Consider the following 20,408-nt stretch of genomic DNA (forward strand, 5'->3'; position numbering starts at 1 on the left):
GTCGAAATGGTCATCTTTCCATCACAATTGCTCAAAGATTTCTCTCTAATGATATTGACAAACTTCTTGCCCTTGTGGAATGAATCAGCCCTGCCCTTTTTAAGGGGGATTTAGGGGGATCTACAACGTTTTGTTACCGAGAAGAAAACTTTTCAAACATCCTCTTAGGGAGTTTTGCAAGATATCTAATGTTTGTCAGGCGAAACAATCGCATTGCAGAAGATTGAGTTAAAATTGCACATCAATACAAACACTAAACCGCAAGAGCGTGCTTTTAAAGGAGAAGCAACTGTCACAATATTTAAACAAGCCTATATTTTAATTTCAAAAATGTCTGCTAAACACAAAAATAGTAGAACTACTATCCAATCTCGTGATTGGCCAATTGAGGAATTACCTGGATTGAGCCATGAGGAACAATCTCAACTCCAAAATTGTGGGATTACTAGCACAGTAACCTTAGTCAAACAAGGGAAAACTCTAGAGTCAAGACTAGCGTTAGCAAATAAACTCCAAATTCATCTTCAGTATGTAAATAAATGGATGGCTTTAGCTGACTTGGCACGTATTCCCAGTGTCGGGACACAATATTGTGGTTTATTGCTTCATGCAGGTATTGGTTCTGTAGTGCAGTTAGCTCAAACTCCTACTCACAGATTGCACCAACAAATTATGCGCTTGCAAGTAGCAACAATGCAGCGCCGAGATTTGTGTCCAGCAATTGAGCTAGTACAACAGTGGAGTCAGCAAGCGAAAACAATAATTAGTTAGGAGTGAGGAGTTAGGAGTTAAAATTCATAACTCATAACTCCTCACTCCTAACTCATTACTCATTACTCATTACTCATTACTCTTTAACCAAGACACCATTAAGAAAGATATCAGCAAGTCCTTCGGCCATTTCCTGCATTTGTTGGGGAGAAGCGTCAGGTTCGATGAGGGTGTTGTTAGAAAAACCTGCGATCGCAAACATTCCTAAGAAAACTTTCGCAACTAGCTTCGCATTCCCTTGACGATAAATGCCTTTATCCATCGCTGTTTGAAAGAATGCTTCGCCGACATCAGTCATTTTGGTAATGACTTCTAATTGAATGCGATCGCGCAAATCGGGGTGAAATTGCACCTCCATAAAACAAACACGCATCAAATCGGCATTTTTTTGGAAATTCCACATCCGGCGGCGCATTACCTGAGCGACGGCTTTATAGCTGCCCATTTCACTTAATTCTGTGAGTAAATCTGTCAGAATCTCTACCCAGCCACTTGTGGCTACTTCCACCAAAATTGCTTTTTTATTCGGAAAATGACGAAATAGAGTGCCTTCAGCTACACTTGCCGCTTGTGCTAAGTCACGGGTGGTAGTACCGTCAAATCCCTTAGAAGCAAACAACCGTTGTGCTGCCTCTAAAATCCGGGTGCGCGTCTGAGCCTCTGAAGGTGGGGAAGAATTAAAAACTCGCATAAAAGTTATGGTTAGATATCCGTAACAAGACTTGTAGCATTATTGTCTAACGTCAAGTGCAAAGAGCCACTGAAAGCTTAATACAAGATTAACGCTCTTTTGCTAAGTATCCTGTTATTTAGGTAATGTAACTTTATCTTACTTCTCGCTTATGAACCAGAGCAGTCAGTCAATTTTAGATTTTAGATTGGGGATTTTGGATTGGTCAGATCGAGTATCTGTCATATTGCGGCGGTTATTTGTCATTTTCTTGACTTTAATTATCTTCTCGTGGGGATTGCTGCCAGAAGTTGCTCTAGCTCAAACTCAGACAGCACCTCCTCCTCAAGAAACTAAAGCTCAAACCCCGCCAGTTCAAAGTTCAATTCAACCTTATCTAGATCGAGTCATCAAGCAGTTAACGGAGTTTCGCCTCGACAATGGTTTGAAATTCATTGTTTTGGAACGACATCAAGCGCCCGTAGTTTCTTTTCTTACTTATGCAAATGTTGGTGGTGTGGATGAGCCAGATGGCAAAACTGGTGTAGCTCACTTTCTAGAACATTTGGCGTTTAAAGGCACAAGGCGCATTGGTACGCAAGACTACAAAAAAGAAAAACCGCTACTAGATAGCTTAGAGCAGTTGAATGCTCAAATTAAAACAGCGAAAGCCGATGGCAAAAAAGCTGATGTTGTTAGGTTACAAACTGAGTTTGAACAAGTGGAATCGCAAGCAGCCAAGCTAGTGAAGCAAAATGAATTGGGGCAAATTGTCGAACAAGCGGGAGGCGTGGGTTTAAATGCCAATACTTCAACCGAAGCCACTCGTTATTTTTACAGCTTTCCTGCCAATAAGCTAGAACTTTGGATGTCGTTGGAGTCGGAGCGATTTCTCGATCCGGTAATTCGTCGTGAGTTTTATAAAGAGAAAGATGTAATTTTAGAAGAGCGACGGATGCGGATAGAGAATTCACCTATTGGATTGATGGTGGAAAAGTTTATCGATACTGCTTACAAAACCCATCCCTACAGGCGTCCGGTGATTGGTTATGACGAAGATATTCGCAATCTGACACCAGAAGATGTCCAAAAGTTTTTTGATACTCACTACGTACCAAGTAATTTGACCATTGCTATTGTCGGAGATGTCAATCCGGCTGAGGTGAAAAAACTGGCACAAACTTATTTTGGCCGCTTTCAAGCCAAAACCAAAGCTGTTGAAGAAATTCCGGTGGAACCGTCACAACAGCAAACACGGGAAGTTACTTTACAACTACCTTCTCAACCTTGGTATTTAGAAGGTTATCATCGTCCGGCGATTACTCATCCAGATAATGCCGTCTATGAAATCATTGGCAGTTTATTAAGTGATGGACGCACGTCGCGGCTATATAAGTCTTTGGTAGAAAAGCAGCGTTTGGCGCTAAGTGCTCAAGGTTACAGTGGATTTCCTGGAGATAAGTACCCAAACTTGATCTTTTTCTATGCTCTCACAGCTCCTGGTCATACAGTTGATGAGTTGGCGGTGGCTTTGCGTCAAGAAATTGACAAATTAAAAACTGAGCCTGTAGCGGCAGCTGATTTGCAACGGGTGAAAACTCAAGCACGGGCGGGTTTGTTACGTACTCTCGATTCCAATATGGGCATGGCTCAACAATTGTTGGAATATGAGGTGAAAACTGGCTCTTGGCGGAATTTGTTTAAGCAGTTGGATGACATTTCGGCGGTGACGACGGCTGATATTCAACGGGTGGCAAAGGAGACTTTTACGCCGAAAAATCGCACGATTGGGAAGCTGTTGTCGAAAGAAGGATGAAAAACGTAGACGCAAAGGGCGCAAAGGGAGAGAGATATGCAGAGGTTAAAGGTGAAGGGTAAAAGGCAGATAGTGTTGAAAATTCAAAATAGGAAAGGGTTGATTTATGCTTTGGTTGCTGTTTTTGCGTGCTTACTTTTAACTTGTAATTTTTCTCTAGCGGCGACGGCTGAGGCAAAGCATTACACAGAGTTGCAGCTACCACCGCTACCTGAGATTAAGTTACCTAAGTATGAGCGGTTTGTGCTGCAAAATGGCTTAGTTGTCTATTTGATGGAGGATCGTGAGTTACCGTTGGTGAATGGTACGGCGTTTGTGCGGACAGGGAATCGCTTGGAACCAATGGAGAAAGTTGGATTGGCTGGTTTTACAGGCGGGGTAATGCGAACTGGAGGAACTAAGAACCATTCGTCTGATGAACTCAACGAAATATTGGAACAACGGGCAGCATCTGTGGAAGTTGGTATTGGTGAAGCTTCTGGTAGTGCTAGCTTTGACGCCCTCAGTGAAGATTTAGAAACAGTGTTTGGGCTGTTTGCTGAGGTGTTGCGATCGCCTGTATTTGCTCAAGAAAAGCTAGACTTGGCGAAAACTCAAGCCAAGGGTGGCATTGCCCGTCGTAATGACAATCCAGATGGGATTGCTAGTCGGGAATTTAAAAAATTAATCTATGGGAAAGATAGCCCTTATGCTCGCACGATCGAGTATGCAACGGTGGATAAGGTTGAGCGTGAGGATTTGCTCAAGTTTTATCAGCAATATTTCCACCCCAATAATATAATTTTGGGGATTGTGGGTGATTTTGATAGTAAGAAAATGCGATCGCTCATTCAAGCTAAGTTTGGCAATTGGCAGCGTAACCCAGGTATTGCTAAACCCACATTACCAAAGGTTTTGCCAGCTAATACAGGTGGAGTCTTTTTTGTCAACCAGCCACAACTGACGCAAAGTAGTGTACTTATGGGGCATTTGGGCGGACGTTTCGACAGTCCCGATTATGCCGCGCTGGATGTATTAAATGGAGTGTTAAATGGATTTGGTGGACGCTTATTTAATGAATTGCGATCGCGTCAAGGTTTAGCTTACTCTGTATACGGCCAGTGGAGTCCCCGTTTCGATTATCCTGGCATATTTATCGCTGGTGGAGAAACGCGATCGGATGCTACTGTCCAGTTTGTCAAAGCCTTACAAGCCCAAATCAAGCGCACCCAAACCCAAAGAGTGACTGCAAAAGAACTGGCTTATGCCAAAGAGTCTACGCTCAACTCCTTTGTATTCAACTTTCAAGACCCCAGCCAAACCTTATCACGGTTGATGCGATACGAATATTTCGGCTATCCTGCTGATTTTCTCTTTCGCTATCAAAAAGCCGTCGCCGCCACCACAGCAGCTGATGTCCAACGGGTAGCACGAGAATACCTCAAACCAGAAAAGATTGTGACTCTAGTAGTGGGGAATCAAACCGCTATTCAACCGCCATTGACACAGTTAGCTAAACAGGTGACACCAATAGATGTAACCATTCCTGGTTCGCAGCCACAGGTGAAGAATTAATAGCGTAGATAGGTAGATACTCAATATGGTTCGGATAAGTATTTAACCGAACCTGATAGAAGAAGTCGCGGAGCTTGTTGTTCAAATAATTTTCTCCATTATCGGGAAATGACTAAGGACAAATTGGAGTAACAAGTAGAAACTAAATCAGGAACCAAAACCTCTGGAGTTCCCAGAGGTTTTTCTCTCAATACGGTTCCGTCTCTCTATTCTTTTTCACGAAATGTCTAATGACAAACAGAAAATTCTGAGCGTCGGAAGTCGGCACTCAGAACTTCAAAGACAAAACTGGCGTGGAAACATACAGTGTTTATTTGCCTAACAGCTTAAAAACGATAGTTGCGATCGCGCACCCACATACTAAGTGGCACTGCCTTTCCTTGTGGATCTACTTTCGCCTTGACCACAATGGGTGGTACTTGTCCTCTGCGGGCGCGTTGGGCTTGTAAATCGTTCCGAATCTGCTGCCGTTGGTTTTCTGGGATGTAATATGTTTCCAAACCGTAGTTAACAGAACCATCCTGATAAACACCTTTTAAGGCTACTTGGTTAGTTCTAAGAGTTGTGGGGCGATCGCTACTTACCCGTAACGGCCTCCAAGCTCTCGGAACACCACGCCCAGTAGAGAATTGCTCTTGCAAAGTCACGTAAATATTGGTTCCTTCAGGCAATCTTCTGCCACTTCCACGACCTTTGCTGACTAATGTTTGCCAGCCAGGTAGTCTGCTCAAATTTGAGGTACGGGAGATGTTGTAATCTAACGCTAAGGTGTTACCTTCGATCGCATTGTTAGGGTCTACAGGTACGGTTTGCAAAATCACCGTCTTACCTGTTACGTCTGTATAAACTGCTTGGGCTGGTACTGCCATAATTAGCCCTGTTTGCAGCGCCAGGGGAGCTAGTAACCGCCAAAAAGGCAAAGGCTTATTCGATTTTTGTTCAGTAGCAATCAAGTAATCCCGAAAAGTCACCTTACTGGAAAATTCGGCTTCAGGAGACAAGGGTTTATTCTTAGATTCAGAAGAAGTATTATTCATGAGCGTAGTCCTACAAAGCAGAGGTCTTGAGGAGGTTAAAAGTAACGAAATTAGGACTGACGCAGAGAAACTTTAAAAATTTTGACGCACAGAGAGTTCTCAATTTTGGATTTTGGATTTTGGATTTTAGATTTTTTATTCAATCCAAAATTTAAAATTCAAAATCTAAAATTTGCCCTACTTTTTACTTGTAGAGCTACCACCGGGTAAGCGGCGTTCAAACCAGAGTCCAGCGCTAATTAAAGCAGAACCGCACAAGACATAGACTAGCGACTTAAAAAGTAAGTCGGTGTCGTACTCCTGCACGCGACTGATAATTTGCAATGTTACTAACAGCATACCGCCCCAAAAGGAACTTCTGTTGCTTAATTTCAATCCTTCTTGAATTAGTCCCCAGGCTAATGTTGCAAGAAGTACATTGAAAATAAAAATGCCAAGTTCATCAATCCGGCTGATAGTTTGATGCCAAAAAGGTACTATTGCAATAAAGACAAGAAATGTACTAATGACAGCAGTTGTGAAAATCACTTCGCGGCGCGGAGGATTATTTCTTTGGCGCAGTAGAAACAACCATTGTAAAACCGCCAAGCCGCTGAGAATCCCCAAATCGATAATCGGCAGAGACTCGAATAAGTTTGTCAAATTCGTTGGCTGATTAAAACTATAATCTGGAGATTCCCAGACCCAACGAAAAGACAAAACGTAAAAGACGACGCCGAAGCTTACCAACGCTAAATTACGGGCTAGAGATTGAAACAATCTGTAATTTATGGTTGGAAACAATAAATCATCATAACTCCAGAATAATGCAGGTGGCAGTGTAAAAGCAAAAGATGCCACCCAAGGGGCTATATCAGCATAATTTAGCAGTGGCAGTGGATTAAGGTTAGCTTGTAAGGAACTAGCAAAAACAAAGGCTGCTAGACCAAAAATCCAACGCGATCGACAGAAGTAGGCTAAAGGTACAAATACTAGCCATGCCAACAAAGGCAGATGCTGTACTACTAGCCGCGACCAAGTTAACTCACCTGAAGCGTACCATAAGTCTTCTAGTCCAGTCCAGTAGCCGATTTCCACGAGGATAATTGACAGAATTCCTAAAGAATTCAAGGACAAACTGAAGGCCATGACTACAACACCGAATCCCCAAGCGAGAAACAGTTGGGAAGCAGAACCGATGATATTAAACATCTGGGCCATCAGCAGTAAATTTGCACCGAAGATGAAGGCGCTTAAAATTAGCAACCCCTCTCCTAGTAGGCGTTTGCTTCGTTCTGGTTTCTTTCCTTCAGGTGGCCTCCAGTTGTAAAATCCAGTGATGGCGATCGCAAAAAACAAACTCATCATTAGAATAAATTTGACTTCTCGCGATCCTCCCTGCCAGTTTCCTGATACAAAGGTAATTATGCCTAAGCATAAAAGGATGCTACCAATTGCGATCGCGATCGCTTTATTGCGATCGCGTGCAGCAGCTTCCAGGTTTTTAAATTGATAACGTTCTGCTATCTGCTCATACTGCGAAGAACTAATTAATCCTTCATCCCTCCATAGTTGTGCTTGTTTGCGTAATTTTTCCTGAAAACTATCTAAGAACATGACCTTCTCCGGTGCAGTGGGGTAGCTTGGCCATTGCGTTCCCAATGGCGGTCATTATATTTTGAGTATGAAGCCAAAAGCCTTAATTACATTGTTCTTGTGTAACAGTTTTATTTTGATTCAGATACAACGTACTTCTATTAATTCATAATTCATAATCTTGATGGAAAAACCTTCTAATTTATTACTTAAAGTCTCGCGGCGTTTATTCGCCAATGTAGACGAGCAAGAAAAATTTATTGAGGCTTTAATGAATCCTCAGCCTTTTTCACCTAGTATTCTTTGGTGTCAAGAAAAGCCAGATATTTCACCTTTAGCAGTGGAAACACCAACAGCTTGGCAACCACAATTTATAGACCGCTTATCTCTGGGAGAAAAACCTGGTAAGGATACCTTGCATGAAAAAGGATATTTCTATTGTTTAGATTTTTCTTCGGTGTTTGCAGCTACTACTTTGTTAGCTATTCCTGAGTCAGTGCGTTTAGTTTTTGATATGTGTGCCGCACCGGGAGGTAAAAGTATCTTCGCTTGGAGAGCTTTAAAACCTGAATTACTCATCAGTAATGAAGTTATTGGCAAACGTCTGGGAATGCTAATTTCTAATTTGAAGCGTTGCCAGATTAGCCCTAGTGCAGTGGTTAATCGAGATTCGAGCATATTTGCCGAAATGTTTCCCGGCTCTAGCAATCTAGTCATAGTAGATGCTCCGTGTACTGGACAATCTTTACTTGCTAAAGGTGAAAAAGCACCCGGATGTTTTCACCCAACTGCTATTAACAAGAGTGCAAATCGGCAAAAGCGGATTATAGCTAACTCTGCTAAAATTGTTTCACCACAAGGCTATCTTGCTTATATGACTTGCACATATTCGCCCGAAGAAAATGAGCAAGTTTGTGAATGGTTTTTGGAACGCTTTCCGCAGTTTGAAGCGATAGAAATTAGTAATTTAGCCAAATATCAATCGCATTTAACGACGATGCCTTGTTATCGGATATTTCCTCAAGATAGGTTAGGTGCTGGTGCATTTACAGTCCTATTCAAAAATACTAATGCGGATGAAGATGAGCCTAAAGAAGCGGATTTAAATACAATATCTTCGCTGTATATCTACCAAAATTGGAAAAATTAAAATTATATGACGTGCGTATAATTAGTCATGACTTAGTTGGGGAACTATATTTGATTAATCGTAACCCTTCTAGTCTGAGAGCTTCAGGATAAAGAGCTTTGTAAATATTACAATTTGGAGATTGAATATCGTAACGGCCTGTAGCTTTAAATGTTGCTAGAGAACAACCACCTGCACACCAATATTTCCACTCACAAGTACGACAGCCTTCTTTTTCTTCAACTGACAAATTCTGAATACCTGCTTTATCTTGTCGCACAAGAGTTAAAGGATCTTGAATTTTAGAGGCAGATATAGTTTTATGTAGCTGCATCTGGCATTTAGCAATTTGCCCTTTGTAATCAAATACAAGATAGCTTTGCCCAACTCCACAAGTTCGTTTATGAGGAGATGCTAAATTAGCACGATCGATCAATGAACCTAGCAAACTTCGATTAGGTAATTTCAATTCGATAACTTTGAATGCTGCCAACATTCCCTCAATTAACCGAGATTCTTCTAGTTGCAAGTCTTCATAAGAAGCTGACAGTTCGTTTTCTCGATAGAAATTTAAACTAAAGGGTAGATTATATTCCAATATCCATTCCAGAAGATCGGGCAATCCTTCTGCATTTCGCCCACTAACTGTAATGGAAATATCTGGTATTAAACCATTTTGCAAAGCAATCTTAATACCTCGTTCCACATCTTGAAACGATCCCTTTCCGCTTGCATAAGAACGTTGAATATCATGGAAATTTGATAATCCATCTAGTGAAATCATTAGACGCAGATTCAACGTTTGTAGCATCTCAATAATCTCAGGCGTAATCAATGTTCCATTGCTGAGAACCACTCCATCTAATATAATGTCTGTTTCTTTGATAAGGGATTGAGCGTACAAATGGAGATCCTTAATTAAAGGAGAGCAGAGTAATGCCTCTCCTCCTGCATATTTCAGTTTGACGCGGCGGTAATTATTTAAGGTTGCAGAGCGAAATATAGATTCAATAGCTGCTTTCCCTATATCGATTGACATATCTTTTGCTTCGTGCGGAAGATAGCAATAGTCACATCTTAAATTACAGCGATCGGTGATATGCAACCATGCTGTTAAAGTTTCTGGTATTTCATTTAAGTTAAATGAGGAATAATTATTGGGTGTAATTAAACGTGCTTGATATAATTCCTGAATAGCTACCTGTAAATCTATTGGGTCAATCTCAGGATATTTTATTGCAATATCATTTAATTTATGAGGATTTGTAAATTGTTTGAGTAAATATATCGCTGATTGATTCAAAACTACTACTTGATGATAAGTACCATAAAAGAGAGAATAAGTATCATCTAAATTCATCATCTGCGAGTTAGGAACTCTCACAAACTCTGTCTCCAACATCCCCAGAGATAATCGGATATCTGAGCTTAATTTTGTTAAAGGGGATAAATCACAGGCACAATCCCCTCCATCACAGTCACATTGCCCAGTTGGTATATAAGTAGAATTAAGAGAAACTAAAATTTGGGGTCGATCAATTTTTTTACTAAGCATGAGAAGATGGCTGTTTTGTGGCACGTATTCTAGTCAAAAACATTTGTTGATCGCACCATTCCTTGAGAGCTTTATGATCTTTCCACTGAGATTTTAGTTGTTGAATCAGAGTTTTAGAAAGTTCTATAGGCAACCGTTCAATTTTCTTTTGGAGCAGATTTAGCTCATGTTTGATAGAATACGGGCCGAAACCTCCATGTTGAAAGATTTGGGGTATTCCTTGAGCATATTTACTAAAAGCCAAGTTGTAGTTAGCTTGTTGAAATGCAACATCACCTTCTATGCGTAACATTCGGCCAAAGTATAGTGTATGAATATTTTGATATGATTGGAAGCGATCGCTAAGTTCTTGTGCATAATCGGAAATATGCTCGTAGGCTTTTGCATAATAATCAAACTCTGCTTTACCTACCAGGCTATCGATGGCATACCGCATGTCATTGTACTCTAAACTAGTCTGATAAGAGCGATCGTTAAGTTTTAAAGCTTGGTCTTGTAGCGTGCGATCGCCTGTTTGAAACCCAAGATGCCAATAGACACTAGCAATTTGGTGCAAAATTCCAGGTAATTCCTCTTCAAGTCCATATTTCTCTGCTAGTTTCAGGCTTTTTTCTAAAGCATTTTGAGCAAGACTTAGCACATTGAGATCCCACTGCACCTGTGTCACATCCCAAACAGCTTCATTTACTACCTCAGCACTAAACCACTGATCTAAGCCTAACTGAAAGTATGCCCTACACAGTATTTGATTATCGTTTTCTTCATTGTCACAACGGCTTAATGCTCGTTCAAGTAGTTGTTTCGCTTTAACATAATTACCATTATCTACCAAAATAGTAGCAGAGGCAATTTCGGCGTTGGCTATTTCGCGTTCGCTCTCAACACTCGACCACATATCAATAGCAGCCTTAAAACACTGTTCAGCCTTGACATAATCTTTTTGTTGTCCGTACAAAAATCCCAAATTATTCTGAATGCTAGCCATAACTTGAGTTAAACCTTTGTCAGGAGTATCAATTTCCATAGCAGCCTCCCAACCTAGTTTGTAATATTTCTCAGCTTCCTGAAAGTTGTTGAGTTGTCTATGCAGATAACCAACTAGGTTAGCTACAGCAGGAATAGCGTATGATAGCTTTTTGCCTTGAACTAGGGATAAACACTCTTGCTGATATTTCAAAGCTTCTTCATAAAGGTGTAACTTGGTATTTAGCATTCCCAAGACATTGTAAATATCCGCTTGATGAGAAGAATTATAAGATTGAGCGGATAGCATTCCCTCCAACTTGACTAGTTCATTTTCTTTTGTACTCTTATCTTTAAGAGCATGAACAATCTTTGATTCAAAAATAATCAGTTTAAATTTTTGCTCGGGATTTATTTCTGTTTCAAACTGTTTGGCAATTGCCAATAATTGATTTACAAAGCCAAACTTTTTTGATTGGCGGCGTATCCTATCAGTAACTTCGTGCCAAGTTTCAAAGCCGATTATCGGATCGGCATATAAAGCATTCCAGAGCCATCGCGTAGTATTGAATTCTCGCAGTTGTTTAACTTCTTCAATCATAAACTCGATATTAGCGACTTTATGAGAATCATCAGAATAACGTTGAACCTCCAATATCCTTTTTTGTGGCCCTAAATCATAATCTTTTTGCTCAAAATATTTGGCAGCAATCCGACTATCTCGTTTTCTCCATTCCAAATCAGGGTCAATATCTGTCCAGACATATTTCTCAACTAAGTCTCGCACAATATCATGCAACGATATTTGAGAACCACCGATTACTGGTTTGATAAAAAAGTAGCTTTGTGCATCAATAAATAATCTTTGAGCATCTTCTGTAGATAGTTCTAATAAATTAGCAATATCAGAGCTATCTAATGGGTAAATACGTGAAAGCAACAGAGTTAACCGATCCATTGATGTCCGAAGCTGCGTAATATGTCGAACCATCTCAGCTTCAAATCCACCAGTTTGTTCTAACCTGCTGGGAATAGTTTCTATATCTTCACTTTCTAACCAATCTGGTATGACTTCCCGATAAGCATACTCTACTCCAAATTCAATCATGATCGGGCTACCACCAGATAGAACTATGATCTTTTTAACCAATTCTTGTCCAAGAGTAAAGTGAAGTTGTTCCTCCTTACAACGAATGTATGTTTGTACATCCTCATGAGTAAATTCATTTAATTCCAAATAAGTTAATTCTTCTTGTTTGAATGATTTTTCTAAAATTTTACGAGCAATAGTAGGGCGACCTGCTAAAATAAACACGGCATTGTTTAGTTGATGGCATAAATCGCCAATACACTCCCAAACTTGCTCTCTTACATCTGCTTGTCCTAACTTCTCAACCGTATCAATTAGAAAGACTAGTCTCCGTTGACTGGATTTGCGATTAATTTCATCAACCAAGAACTTTTCAAGTTGTCTACGTTCTTGTTCGTATGCAATCTGACTGAGGCGGTTTTCATCTTCTCGCAGTTGTCGTAACCGGAGTAACCATTCTTTATATGTACGATCGTATAATTGTTTGGCAATTTGAGTGTATAAATCTTCTGCATCATTAAAAACAGGGATATCGCAATCAATAATTTCACTTGTGCCAATTTGAACTTGGTTTAAACGGGATTTTAATGCATGAAGCAACCAAGTTTTGCCAATTCCACCTCTACCCTCTACTAAAACTACACGCAGTTTATTAGATTCCTGAACAAGAGAAATAATTCGATTTAGATGTTCTGCACGACCAACAAACTCTAATTTATTTAGTTCAGACATAATAGACTCCTATTTAATTGTTAGTTATTTTGAATGGCTTCATCAAGCTTCTGAATTAAATCTCTATAGGGTGCGTCATTATATTCCTCATTATGTAGATAGTAATTGACCAAAAACTGAAATTCCCAGTCATTTTCTACTTCAGATTTAAGTGTATAAATAAATTCATGGAATTGCTCTCGATCTGTATTGCGGAATATTCCCAGAGTTTCTTCAACAGTTTTATCAAAGAAATCATTACGCAATTCTTGCCGATAAGCCAGACTATTAGGGCCAAAATTAATAAATCCAGCGTGTTTCTGAAGACTTTGAAAAAAATACTGCATAGACCAAGTACCCGCAACAGCAGAATTATTCTTTGATTTCAGTTCGTGAATGTATTCCCAGCAGATTTGAGCCGCTTCGTTACAAAGCTTTTGAAAGTTATCAGGCGAGGTTTCTCGGAGCAGACCAATAACTAACAGCCGTCGTGTCATCCCATCTTTGATAATCGTTTTATCACGAGTAAAAATAGATGTCTTTGTCAGTTCAGCATTTAATTTAAAACTATCGTCACTGAAAGGTAACTTAAATCTCCGAACAGCTTCCTTTAAGATCCAAGTCCCATTGAGTATAGGAAATATACTCAATTTTTCAATAGATTCGTATAAATTATTATTTTCTTTTGTCAAGCTTTCTCTAATCTGATCTCTACACTTTTTGAGATTTTTTTCCCATAATTGGTTGCCATAACTGTTTAAAAGCCAACTAACTGTGTAACAACCATCTCGATAAACTTTTAGTGCTTCAGCAATTCCCCCAGGATGTCCACCAGTTAAATACAGTAAGTGTCCTGCTAGTAAAGCAAGACTTTCAGAAGTCATCTCTATGGGCTTGAGATATTTTGTTGCTGTATCCTGAATTACTTCCCAGTTAAAAGGAGAGAGTATTAGTTTAGGAAAAGTCCGATCTAATGGAAGATCGATCAAACAACGAGCGGCAATCACAACTCGAAGTCTCCGGGAATTATCTTTAAAGAACTGTAATTCTTTCAAACATTTTTCAATTCTCCAGGCAAATTCCTTAAAGTCATTAAAAAGTTCATTTAAACGTTGCTTTTGTGGCGCACAACCATCCAGATCGATTAGCAGCACAATACCTTTTTTGCCCTGTGATTGCCATTTAGCCCAATTTCTATGCAATAGTGAGCCTAAACGTTCTCCCCAACTTAAATCATGTCCTTCAGGGAGTGTAAGTTGCAGAGAATTTGCTAATCTTTTTTCTAAATCTTCAATAGTTTCATAACCAGAGATGGGAGCATAAGCACAACACCATTGCAATTCTTGAAACCGTCCCAGTATTTGTTTGAGAAATTCTGTTTTTCCATAACCTTCAGGTGCTGTCACCAGACGGTAAGGAGGAGAATTAATTGCTGTAATTTCATTAATTGCAGCATCACGATTAGTGAATGGAATATTATCAGATTCAACTTGCACTAAAGATTGTTGATTTAGGTGGTTTAACTCTGATTCGATTTTATACATTTCATCGAATTTATCATCAACTTGTCTTTGCAATTTATTTTTATCTACATCATTACTCGTCCGAGTCATTTGCTTGCTGAGACTTTCAACCTCAGTTTTTAAATTCTCTATTAACTGTTCTAGATAGTTCTTTCGTAAATCTACAGAGCTTTTCATTTTATTTAGGTATTAAATTAATTCTTTATAGTATTAAGTTCGCTTTCTACTCGCTCTAGTTCTTGTAAAATGCTATCAATTTGGCGTTGGATGATATTGCGATCGCTCGCACTAAGTGTATAGTTGAGTTGATTGTAAGCCACCTCATAATCACTACTGAGAACGTCAAAGCGTTGTTGCAAAGTTTTGATTTTGAGTTGTTGAACTCGACTGGGAATATTCTGGATATGTGCATTTGGCGAAATCGACAAGTCGATTTCATCCCATGCTTCAATCAATACATCCGCAGGAATCATAAAAGCAGTTTTGATATCTTCTCGCCGCATCTCTGCCGCTACAGCCATCCCAACCACTCCTACAAGAGTTTCATCCCATATCGGCGCACCACTAAAACCCGGTTCTATTCTGTAGCCGGTGACTTTACTATCTTCTAGTTGCACCCATCCCTTTCCTTGTCCATCTCGCAACACCCCTGTGGCCCAAACGCCATCATTATGTCTGTTAGGAAAACCGAATATGCGGAAAGGATGCTGCCAAATATTGTTAGCTCTTATTAGTTGGATAGCTTGGGTTTCTTTAGGCAACTGCCCTTCAATTTGCAACCCAGCAATATCTTCAGGCTCAGAGGTTGATGCATTGCTGACAACGGGTTGCCAAAAAACAACTTTAGCTTTTAGTTGTTGTCCTGATGCAATTAGGGGGAAATCTATATAAATATCATTACTAGGAGCTTCAACTATATCCTCTGGTAAAGATAAAGCTGAAGTCACAACGTGAGCGCACGTCAGGATGTAATTTCGAGTTCGTCCAGAGACTAAAAAACCTACACCAACTACCGCACCATTGGCATGAAAAATCCGGGCGATCGCTGACCTAAAAGTTTGAATATAATTATCTGTATTCGCTACCATACTATGCCTTGTCTTGCTTCCATTTCAAGGTAACTTCGTAGTTAGCTTCACCACACCACTTACAGAAGTGAAAATTGCACCCGCTGCCGCATTTAACTTAATACCAAACTTAACTTCTACCTCATGGGCAGGTGTATTAAGCTGACTCAGTTTGCTGATAATTGCTGAAGCGACAGGTTGTATTTGATCTAATACATCTTCAAATTTCTTTTTAGCTTCAACTACCATTTGCCCTGTATCTGGTCTAGCAACACGTACAAGAGCATTGCTATTTTCTGGTTCATCAACTTCAGCTAAAAACTTCGTGCCATCTTCGAGAGAAAACTCTGCGATCTGTTTCTGATTCATATTGAAACCTGTTATTTGGAACTAATAGTTTAATGTGTTGACCATCAAAAGAGTTTGCCGAAAATTTTGTAATTTTATTTTCATTTAATGGTTAACTCGTTAAATACTTCTCCAACAATGTCGGCACAATTAATAAATTGTCCCTACCTGAAAATCCGGGTTTTGGCTGTTGTTTGCGTAAGTTCTGTACTAGTACAACAAGGCAAAAGTCAAAACTCATACCCAGCATATAGCAATCGTAAATCGTTCGTGAGAAATAAATCGCTGAAATACTTATAAATACGTACTTTTTGTCTACGTATTTTCTCACATTTCAATTCTGATTGCTATAGTTAATTTGACAGTCTAGTAAAAATTTGTGAAGTTTATAAATAAACCGATCAACTCCTTGTTGTTTTGGCATTACAAGCTGTTTGACTGTCATGCAATAGATTTAACAATTGTTATATTAGTTATATATGTGGCTTGATTTCAATTAGTAATTATACGGACTAAACTAAAAAATTACTTGAATCTAAGTAAGTAGGCAAGAATAAATGACAATATGTTACACAATGTAAATTTAATTAAATTTTCTCGTCGTAATACTATATAAACCACATCTATTTTGAGAAGCATCGTTTTTAAAAGTAGTGGGAGTATCTTTACCCATACTGGCAACCTGTTACGCATTTAAATTACATTCTGACTATTGAGGCTTTTTATTAGTCAAATGTAACCCCTTTCAATCTCAAAATACTTCTTGAGCAAAGGCTAAATAATTTTTATTTACAAATGCTTGTAAATTATTTTAATTGAATTAAAATAATTTATAAATGCCTGTATTCATCTTATACAAAGGAAATCTATTAATCGTGGAAAAAAATATTCTATCACAAGCATTCTATAATGATCCAACCTCTCAAAATTTAGTTAGATTTCTAGATGAAAATGAACGATTACTAAATATATATGATGCAATAATTTACTATAACTTTCCTATATTTAAAAACATTGATGAAGAAATTCAATATCCTAGCTTGATGCTAATATCTCCTCGTCATGGAATTTTTATATTTCAATGTGAAAATAGTTCAAATCGTGAGATGAATGAGAATAAAATTCAGTATATTGATGAACAAACATCACAGCTATACAATTTTGTTGTTTCTAAACTAAGAACAAATAAAAGTCTTAGAAAGGATCGTAATAATTTATTTTTTAATATAAATGCAGCTATATATGCACCTAATCTTATATCTACAACTACCGAGTTAGAGAATGAAGTTATTATTAATGATTCATTAATAGTAACAAGATTAAATGAAATAAAAGGCGAGTCTAATATTTCTACTGAAATATTAAATGAAATTTTGGCTGTCCTTGAAGGTTCCAAAGGTATTATTAAGCCTAAAGAGAGATATATATCAGAAAATAATTCAAATAAAAAAGGTGCAATTTTAGCTATTATGGAAAAGGAAATAACTAATTTTGACAGGCGTCAAAAGTATGCAGCTTTAACCCAATTAGAAGGGCCTCAAAGAATTAGAGGACTTGCTGGCTCAGGAAAGACTATTGTCTTAGCAATGAAAGCTGCATTGTTACACCTACGTAATCCAGAAGCAACCATTCTATATACATTCTGGACTAAAAGCTTATACACATATATTAAACGGTTAATTACAAGATTCTATAGACAGCATGAAGATAGCGATCCAGATTGGGGAAAAATACATATACTTCATGCTTGGGGAGGCAGTTCAATAAAGGGTGTATATTCTCAAACCTGTCATCAAAATAATATTTTACCTATAAAATTTTCGGAAGCCAAAAGTAAATCAAATGATCCTTTTGACTTTGTTTGTCAAGACTTGCTTGCCAAAAAAATGGAAGATTAGAAAAACTTTATGATTATGTGCTTATAGATGAAGCACAAGATGTCAAACCTTCTTTCTATCAGCTATGTCGTCAAATTGTACGGAATGATTGTATTGTCTGGGGATATGATGATCTTCAAAATATTTTAAATGTAAAAATACAGTCTACTATGGATACATTTAAAAATGATAAATATGGTTACAGAGGGATTGATTTAGCTAAGTTACAAGAGCAATATCCGCAAATTGATAACGATATAGTTTTAGCAAAATGTTATCGTAGCTCACGAGAGATTTTAGTTCTGGCTCATGCAATAGGCTTTGGTATTTATAATACTCCAATAATACAAATGCTTGAAAATAAAGAACATTGGACTGATCTAGGATATGAAGTCATACAAGGAAACTGCAATCAAGATGATCGCATGGTTATCTCTAGACCAGAGGAAAATAGCCCTTTAACTATATCAAAAAAGCAAAAGCCAGAAGAACTTATCAAATATTATACTGCTGAGGGGATGGATGATGAAGTGAAATGGCTATGTAATTCTATACAAAACGATATTGAGTACGAAAAACTCAATCCAGAGGATATTTTAGTTGTTTGTACAGATGATAAGTATGCTAGAAGATATTTCACTAAAATTAGTGATTTTTTAAGGGATAAAGGAATTAAATCAAATAATGTTCTTACAGATATTTATGTAACAGAGTTTTTTATAGAAGGCTGTGTAACTCTATCTACAGTGTACAGAGCTAAAGGTAACGAAGCGGCTACAGTTTACGTTATAGGAGTAGATACCTTTGCTGCGGAAAAAGATTCTAGAATTGCTAGAAACAAATTATTTACTGCATTTACTCGTGCAAAAGGCTGGTTAGTTGTCACAGGAGCAAATGAATATGCTGAAGTTTTATTTAAAGAAATAAGAACAGCTTTAAGTAATATGCCAAATCTTGAATTTACATATCCAAATATTGAAGAAATGAATGTTTTTCAGAGAGATTTAGCTGGTGTTAATGTAGCAAAAGCCTCTGTTCGTGGAAAAATTCAAGAACTTATAAATGAAGCTGAGAAAAAAGGTATACCCACTGAAGAACTTGTATATCTTATAAAATTGGAAGGAAAAAAATGAATTTAACAATGATGGAGGAAGGTTTTAGAAAATCAAAAAAAATTTTGAATGCTTGCAACTTATTTCAAAATGAAAACTATACTAGAGGATTAATGTTTAAACCTTCTAAGTTCTCAAGAGATTTCTTTACTTTAGCTCAAAACGGAGATTATCACAAGCTATATCAGTTGGCTATAACTAATAAAGATTATGATATTTTGCTCAATGATTATTCCTTTTTTCAATTTTCTTGTGAAAGTAATGCTAGTAATAAAATAGTAAAATATAGATATGCTTATTATGAAACACCATCGGAATTTCCCACTTACGAAGAGTTTGTAAATGAACTTGGTTTCTCTTACATAGAATGTGGAGAAGAATTTTTCCAAGATTACGAGCAAGTTATAGATGAAGCGAAATTAAAAAAAACGGTTACACCCTTAAGATATGACTATGATGAAGACCTTCACGAGCCACCTGTTCATCCCATATCACATTTACACTTAGGTTTTCAAAATGAAATAAGGGTTCCAATTAAATATATCTTAACTCCTCATGCTTTTGTATCTTTTGTTATTAGACATATTTATTGGAATAAATGGAAAGATTTAATGAGTGATAGTAAGTTTTGCTCAATTTACTATGTAAAAGCTGAGTGTAAAATTTTACCTGAAAAGCACTTTGGAATCGATGAAGAAAAAGATTTTTATATCGCTTAATAATTCGATTGAAAGGTGCCATTATTTGCTTCTAATCTTAAGTCTTTTCTGCTTTCTATTCTGTAGTTATATGCAGCCTCAGATAGGATTAGTATAAGCATATTGGACTAGCCCTTTCAAGGTGAGTAAAAATGCTGATCAAAAATCCCTTTTTAACCTCTTACCCTCTGTTTTCCCTATATCTGTTTGGTTAAATAAATTACTTTTAAACCGCAGAAGGACAGAGAGCACAGAGAAAAAAAAGAGGTTTTTCAAGTCAGCTTGAAAGGGCTAGTCCTAGCCTATTAGCTTAGTCGCGAAGATTGCAGAACTCCAGGTTTCAAAATGTACGAGGTTTAGGAATTCTAGCAGGAGTTATAAACAAAAATATCTCCGAGTTATTTGAAGAAGTCGGCGATTTGAGACTATCGAAATGAGAATGAATATGGGTTGAAGAATTAATTAAATTCCTGGTTTCGGAAGTACCGAGGAAAAATTCCTCGCGAATAGTCCATCAATTTGGAGAACAGTTGGCACAAAAATCAGGACTGAATTTGCAGTATTGGCTACCTGTCAATTGGTAAGCTGTACAATAAGGAAAACTTGTAAGTTGAATTTTGGCTGCTTGCAATTTGGAACCATTCACCAATGTTTCAGTAAGTTTGGTCTTATCAGCCAAAAGTATAGCTAAAATCCTCGGTAACGCTATGCAAGCAGCAATATTGAGCAACGTTAGCATTATGCCGTCGATAAAATTCATAGGTAATCATCTCCTGTGAAACATAGGCGATTGCTGTTCTTAGATGCAAACACAATCATTGCTTGCACTCTATGTAAATTAACTTTAACATAAATTTTTGTAAATATAAACGTGGAATTCCTGGAATTATCATACACAGAAGGGAATGTGGA

16 protein-coding genes are annotated in these 20,408 nt (G+C 38.0%); 7 read left to right on the forward strand and 9 right to left on the reverse strand.

The window, feature by feature from the left end; genetic code table 11:
• The first annotated feature begins 330 nt into the window (after positions 1 to 330).
• Complete coding sequence (locus V7K44_RS08085) at positions 331 to 771, forward strand: DUF4332 domain-containing protein (protein ID WP_334930375.1); 441 nt, start codon at positions 331 to 333, stop codon at positions 769 to 771.
• Positions 772 to 847: 76 nt separating this feature from the next.
• Here V7K44_RS08085 and V7K44_RS08090 read toward each other — a convergent pair whose 3' ends face one another.
• Entirely contained in the window at positions 848 to 1,462 is a 615-nt protein-coding gene (locus V7K44_RS08090) for a TetR/AcrR family transcriptional regulator (protein ID WP_334930335.1), read from the reverse strand.
• 151 nt (positions 1,463 to 1,613) lie between these two features.
• Between V7K44_RS08090 and V7K44_RS08095 the strand changes: the two genes are divergently transcribed.
• Both V7K44_RS08095 and V7K44_RS08100 read left to right on the forward strand, forming a co-directional pair.
• Entirely contained in the window at positions 1,614 to 3,257 is a 1,644-nt protein-coding gene (locus V7K44_RS08095; RefSeq protein ID WP_334930337.1) for a M16 family metallopeptidase, read from the forward strand.
• A gap of 36 nt (positions 3,258 to 3,293) precedes the next feature.
• Positions 3,294 to 4,811 (forward strand): M16 family metallopeptidase, encoded by a 1,518-nt coding sequence (locus V7K44_RS08100; RefSeq protein ID WP_334930339.1) that lies wholly within the window; start codon positions 3,294 to 3,296, stop codon positions 4,809 to 4,811.
• 326 nt (positions 4,812 to 5,137) lie between these two features.
• Here the strand turns inward: V7K44_RS08100 and V7K44_RS08105 are convergent, their stop codons facing one another.
• On the reverse strand, positions 5,138 to 5,848 hold the full coding sequence (locus tag V7K44_RS08105) for a GDYXXLXY domain-containing protein (RefSeq protein WP_334930341.1): 711 nt from the start codon (positions 5,846 to 5,848) through the stop codon (positions 5,138 to 5,140).
• A gap of 177 nt (positions 5,849 to 6,025) precedes the next feature.
• A complete protein-coding gene (locus V7K44_RS08110; RefSeq protein ID WP_334930343.1) occupies positions 6,026 to 7,444 on the reverse strand; it encodes a DUF2157 domain-containing protein in 1,419 nt (472 codons plus the stop codon).
• 163 nt (positions 7,445 to 7,607) lie between these two features.
• On the opposite strand from V7K44_RS08110, the gene V7K44_RS08115 reads away from it, so the two are divergent.
• Positions 7,608 to 8,573: an RsmB/NOP family class I SAM-dependent RNA methyltransferase gene (locus V7K44_RS08115; protein WP_334930345.1), complete on the forward strand. Its 966-nt coding sequence runs from the start codon at positions 7,608 to 7,610 to the stop codon at positions 8,571 to 8,573.
• Positions 8,574 to 8,598: 25 nt separating this feature from the next.
• On the opposite strand, the gene V7K44_RS08120 is transcribed toward V7K44_RS08115, so the two are convergent.
• From V7K44_RS08120 to V7K44_RS08140, 5 genes are read right to left on the reverse strand one after another with little or no spacing between them, the layout of a single operon-like run.
• The gene (locus tag V7K44_RS08120) at positions 8,599 to 10,107 is read right to left on the reverse strand and encodes a radical SAM/SPASM domain-containing protein (RefSeq protein ID WP_334930347.1); all 1,509 of its coding nucleotides are present in this window, start codon (positions 10,105 to 10,107) and stop codon (positions 8,599 to 8,601) included.
• Positions 10,100 to 12,892 (reverse strand): tetratricopeptide repeat protein, encoded by a 2,793-nt coding sequence (locus tag V7K44_RS08125; RefSeq protein ID WP_334930349.1) that lies wholly within the window; start codon positions 12,890 to 12,892, stop codon positions 10,100 to 10,102. Before V7K44_RS08125 ends, V7K44_RS08120 begins: the two co-directional genes overlap by 8 nt.
• A 20-nt stretch (positions 12,893 to 12,912) precedes the next feature.
• The gene (locus tag V7K44_RS08130) at positions 12,913 to 14,571 is read right to left on the reverse strand and encodes a hypothetical protein (protein ID WP_334930351.1); all 1,659 of its coding nucleotides are present in this window, start codon (positions 14,569 to 14,571) and stop codon (positions 12,913 to 12,915) included.
• 17 nt (positions 14,572 to 14,588) lie between these two features.
• Positions 14,589 to 15,482: a trypsin-like peptidase domain-containing protein gene (locus V7K44_RS08135; protein WP_334930353.1), complete on the reverse strand. Its 894-nt coding sequence runs from the start codon at positions 15,480 to 15,482 to the stop codon at positions 14,589 to 14,591.
• Positions 15,483 to 15,506: 24 nt separating this feature from the next.
• Positions 15,507 to 15,830, reverse strand: a complete 324-nt coding sequence (locus V7K44_RS08140) for a CU044_2847 family protein (protein ID WP_334930355.1) — start codon at positions 15,828 to 15,830, stop codon at positions 15,507 to 15,509.
• Between the two features lie 854 nt (positions 15,831 to 16,684).
• Between V7K44_RS08140 and V7K44_RS08145 the strand changes: the two genes are divergently transcribed.
• Genes V7K44_RS08145 through V7K44_RS08155 form a run of 3 tightly spaced genes read left to right on the forward strand, consistent with a single transcriptional unit; the run spans position 16,685 to position 19,517 of the window.
• Complete coding sequence (locus V7K44_RS08145; protein ID WP_334930357.1) at positions 16,685 to 17,707, forward strand: hypothetical protein; 1,023 nt, start codon at positions 16,685 to 16,687, stop codon at positions 17,705 to 17,707.
• Entirely contained in the window at positions 17,671 to 18,819 is a 1,149-nt protein-coding gene (locus V7K44_RS08150) for a DEAD/DEAH box helicase (RefSeq protein WP_334930359.1), read from the forward strand. The genes V7K44_RS08145 and V7K44_RS08150 overlap by 37 nt, the downstream gene beginning before the upstream one ends.
• On the forward strand, positions 18,816 to 19,517 hold the full coding sequence (locus tag V7K44_RS08155; protein ID WP_334930361.1) for a DUF2290 domain-containing protein: 702 nt from the start codon (positions 18,816 to 18,818) through the stop codon (positions 19,515 to 19,517). The genes V7K44_RS08150 and V7K44_RS08155 overlap by 4 nt, the downstream gene beginning before the upstream one ends.
• Before the next feature lie 493 nt (positions 19,518 to 20,010).
• Here V7K44_RS08155 and V7K44_RS08160 read toward each other — a convergent pair whose 3' ends face one another.
• Positions 20,011 to 20,256, reverse strand: a complete 246-nt coding sequence (locus tag V7K44_RS08160; RefSeq protein ID WP_334930363.1) for a hypothetical protein — start codon at positions 20,254 to 20,256, stop codon at positions 20,011 to 20,013.
• Positions 20,257 to 20,408: the final 152 nt, after the last annotated feature.

The organism is Nostoc sp., assembly GCF_036917235.1.
Taxonomy (GTDB): domain Bacteria; phylum Cyanobacteriota; class Cyanobacteriia; order Cyanobacteriales; family Nostocaceae; genus Nostoc.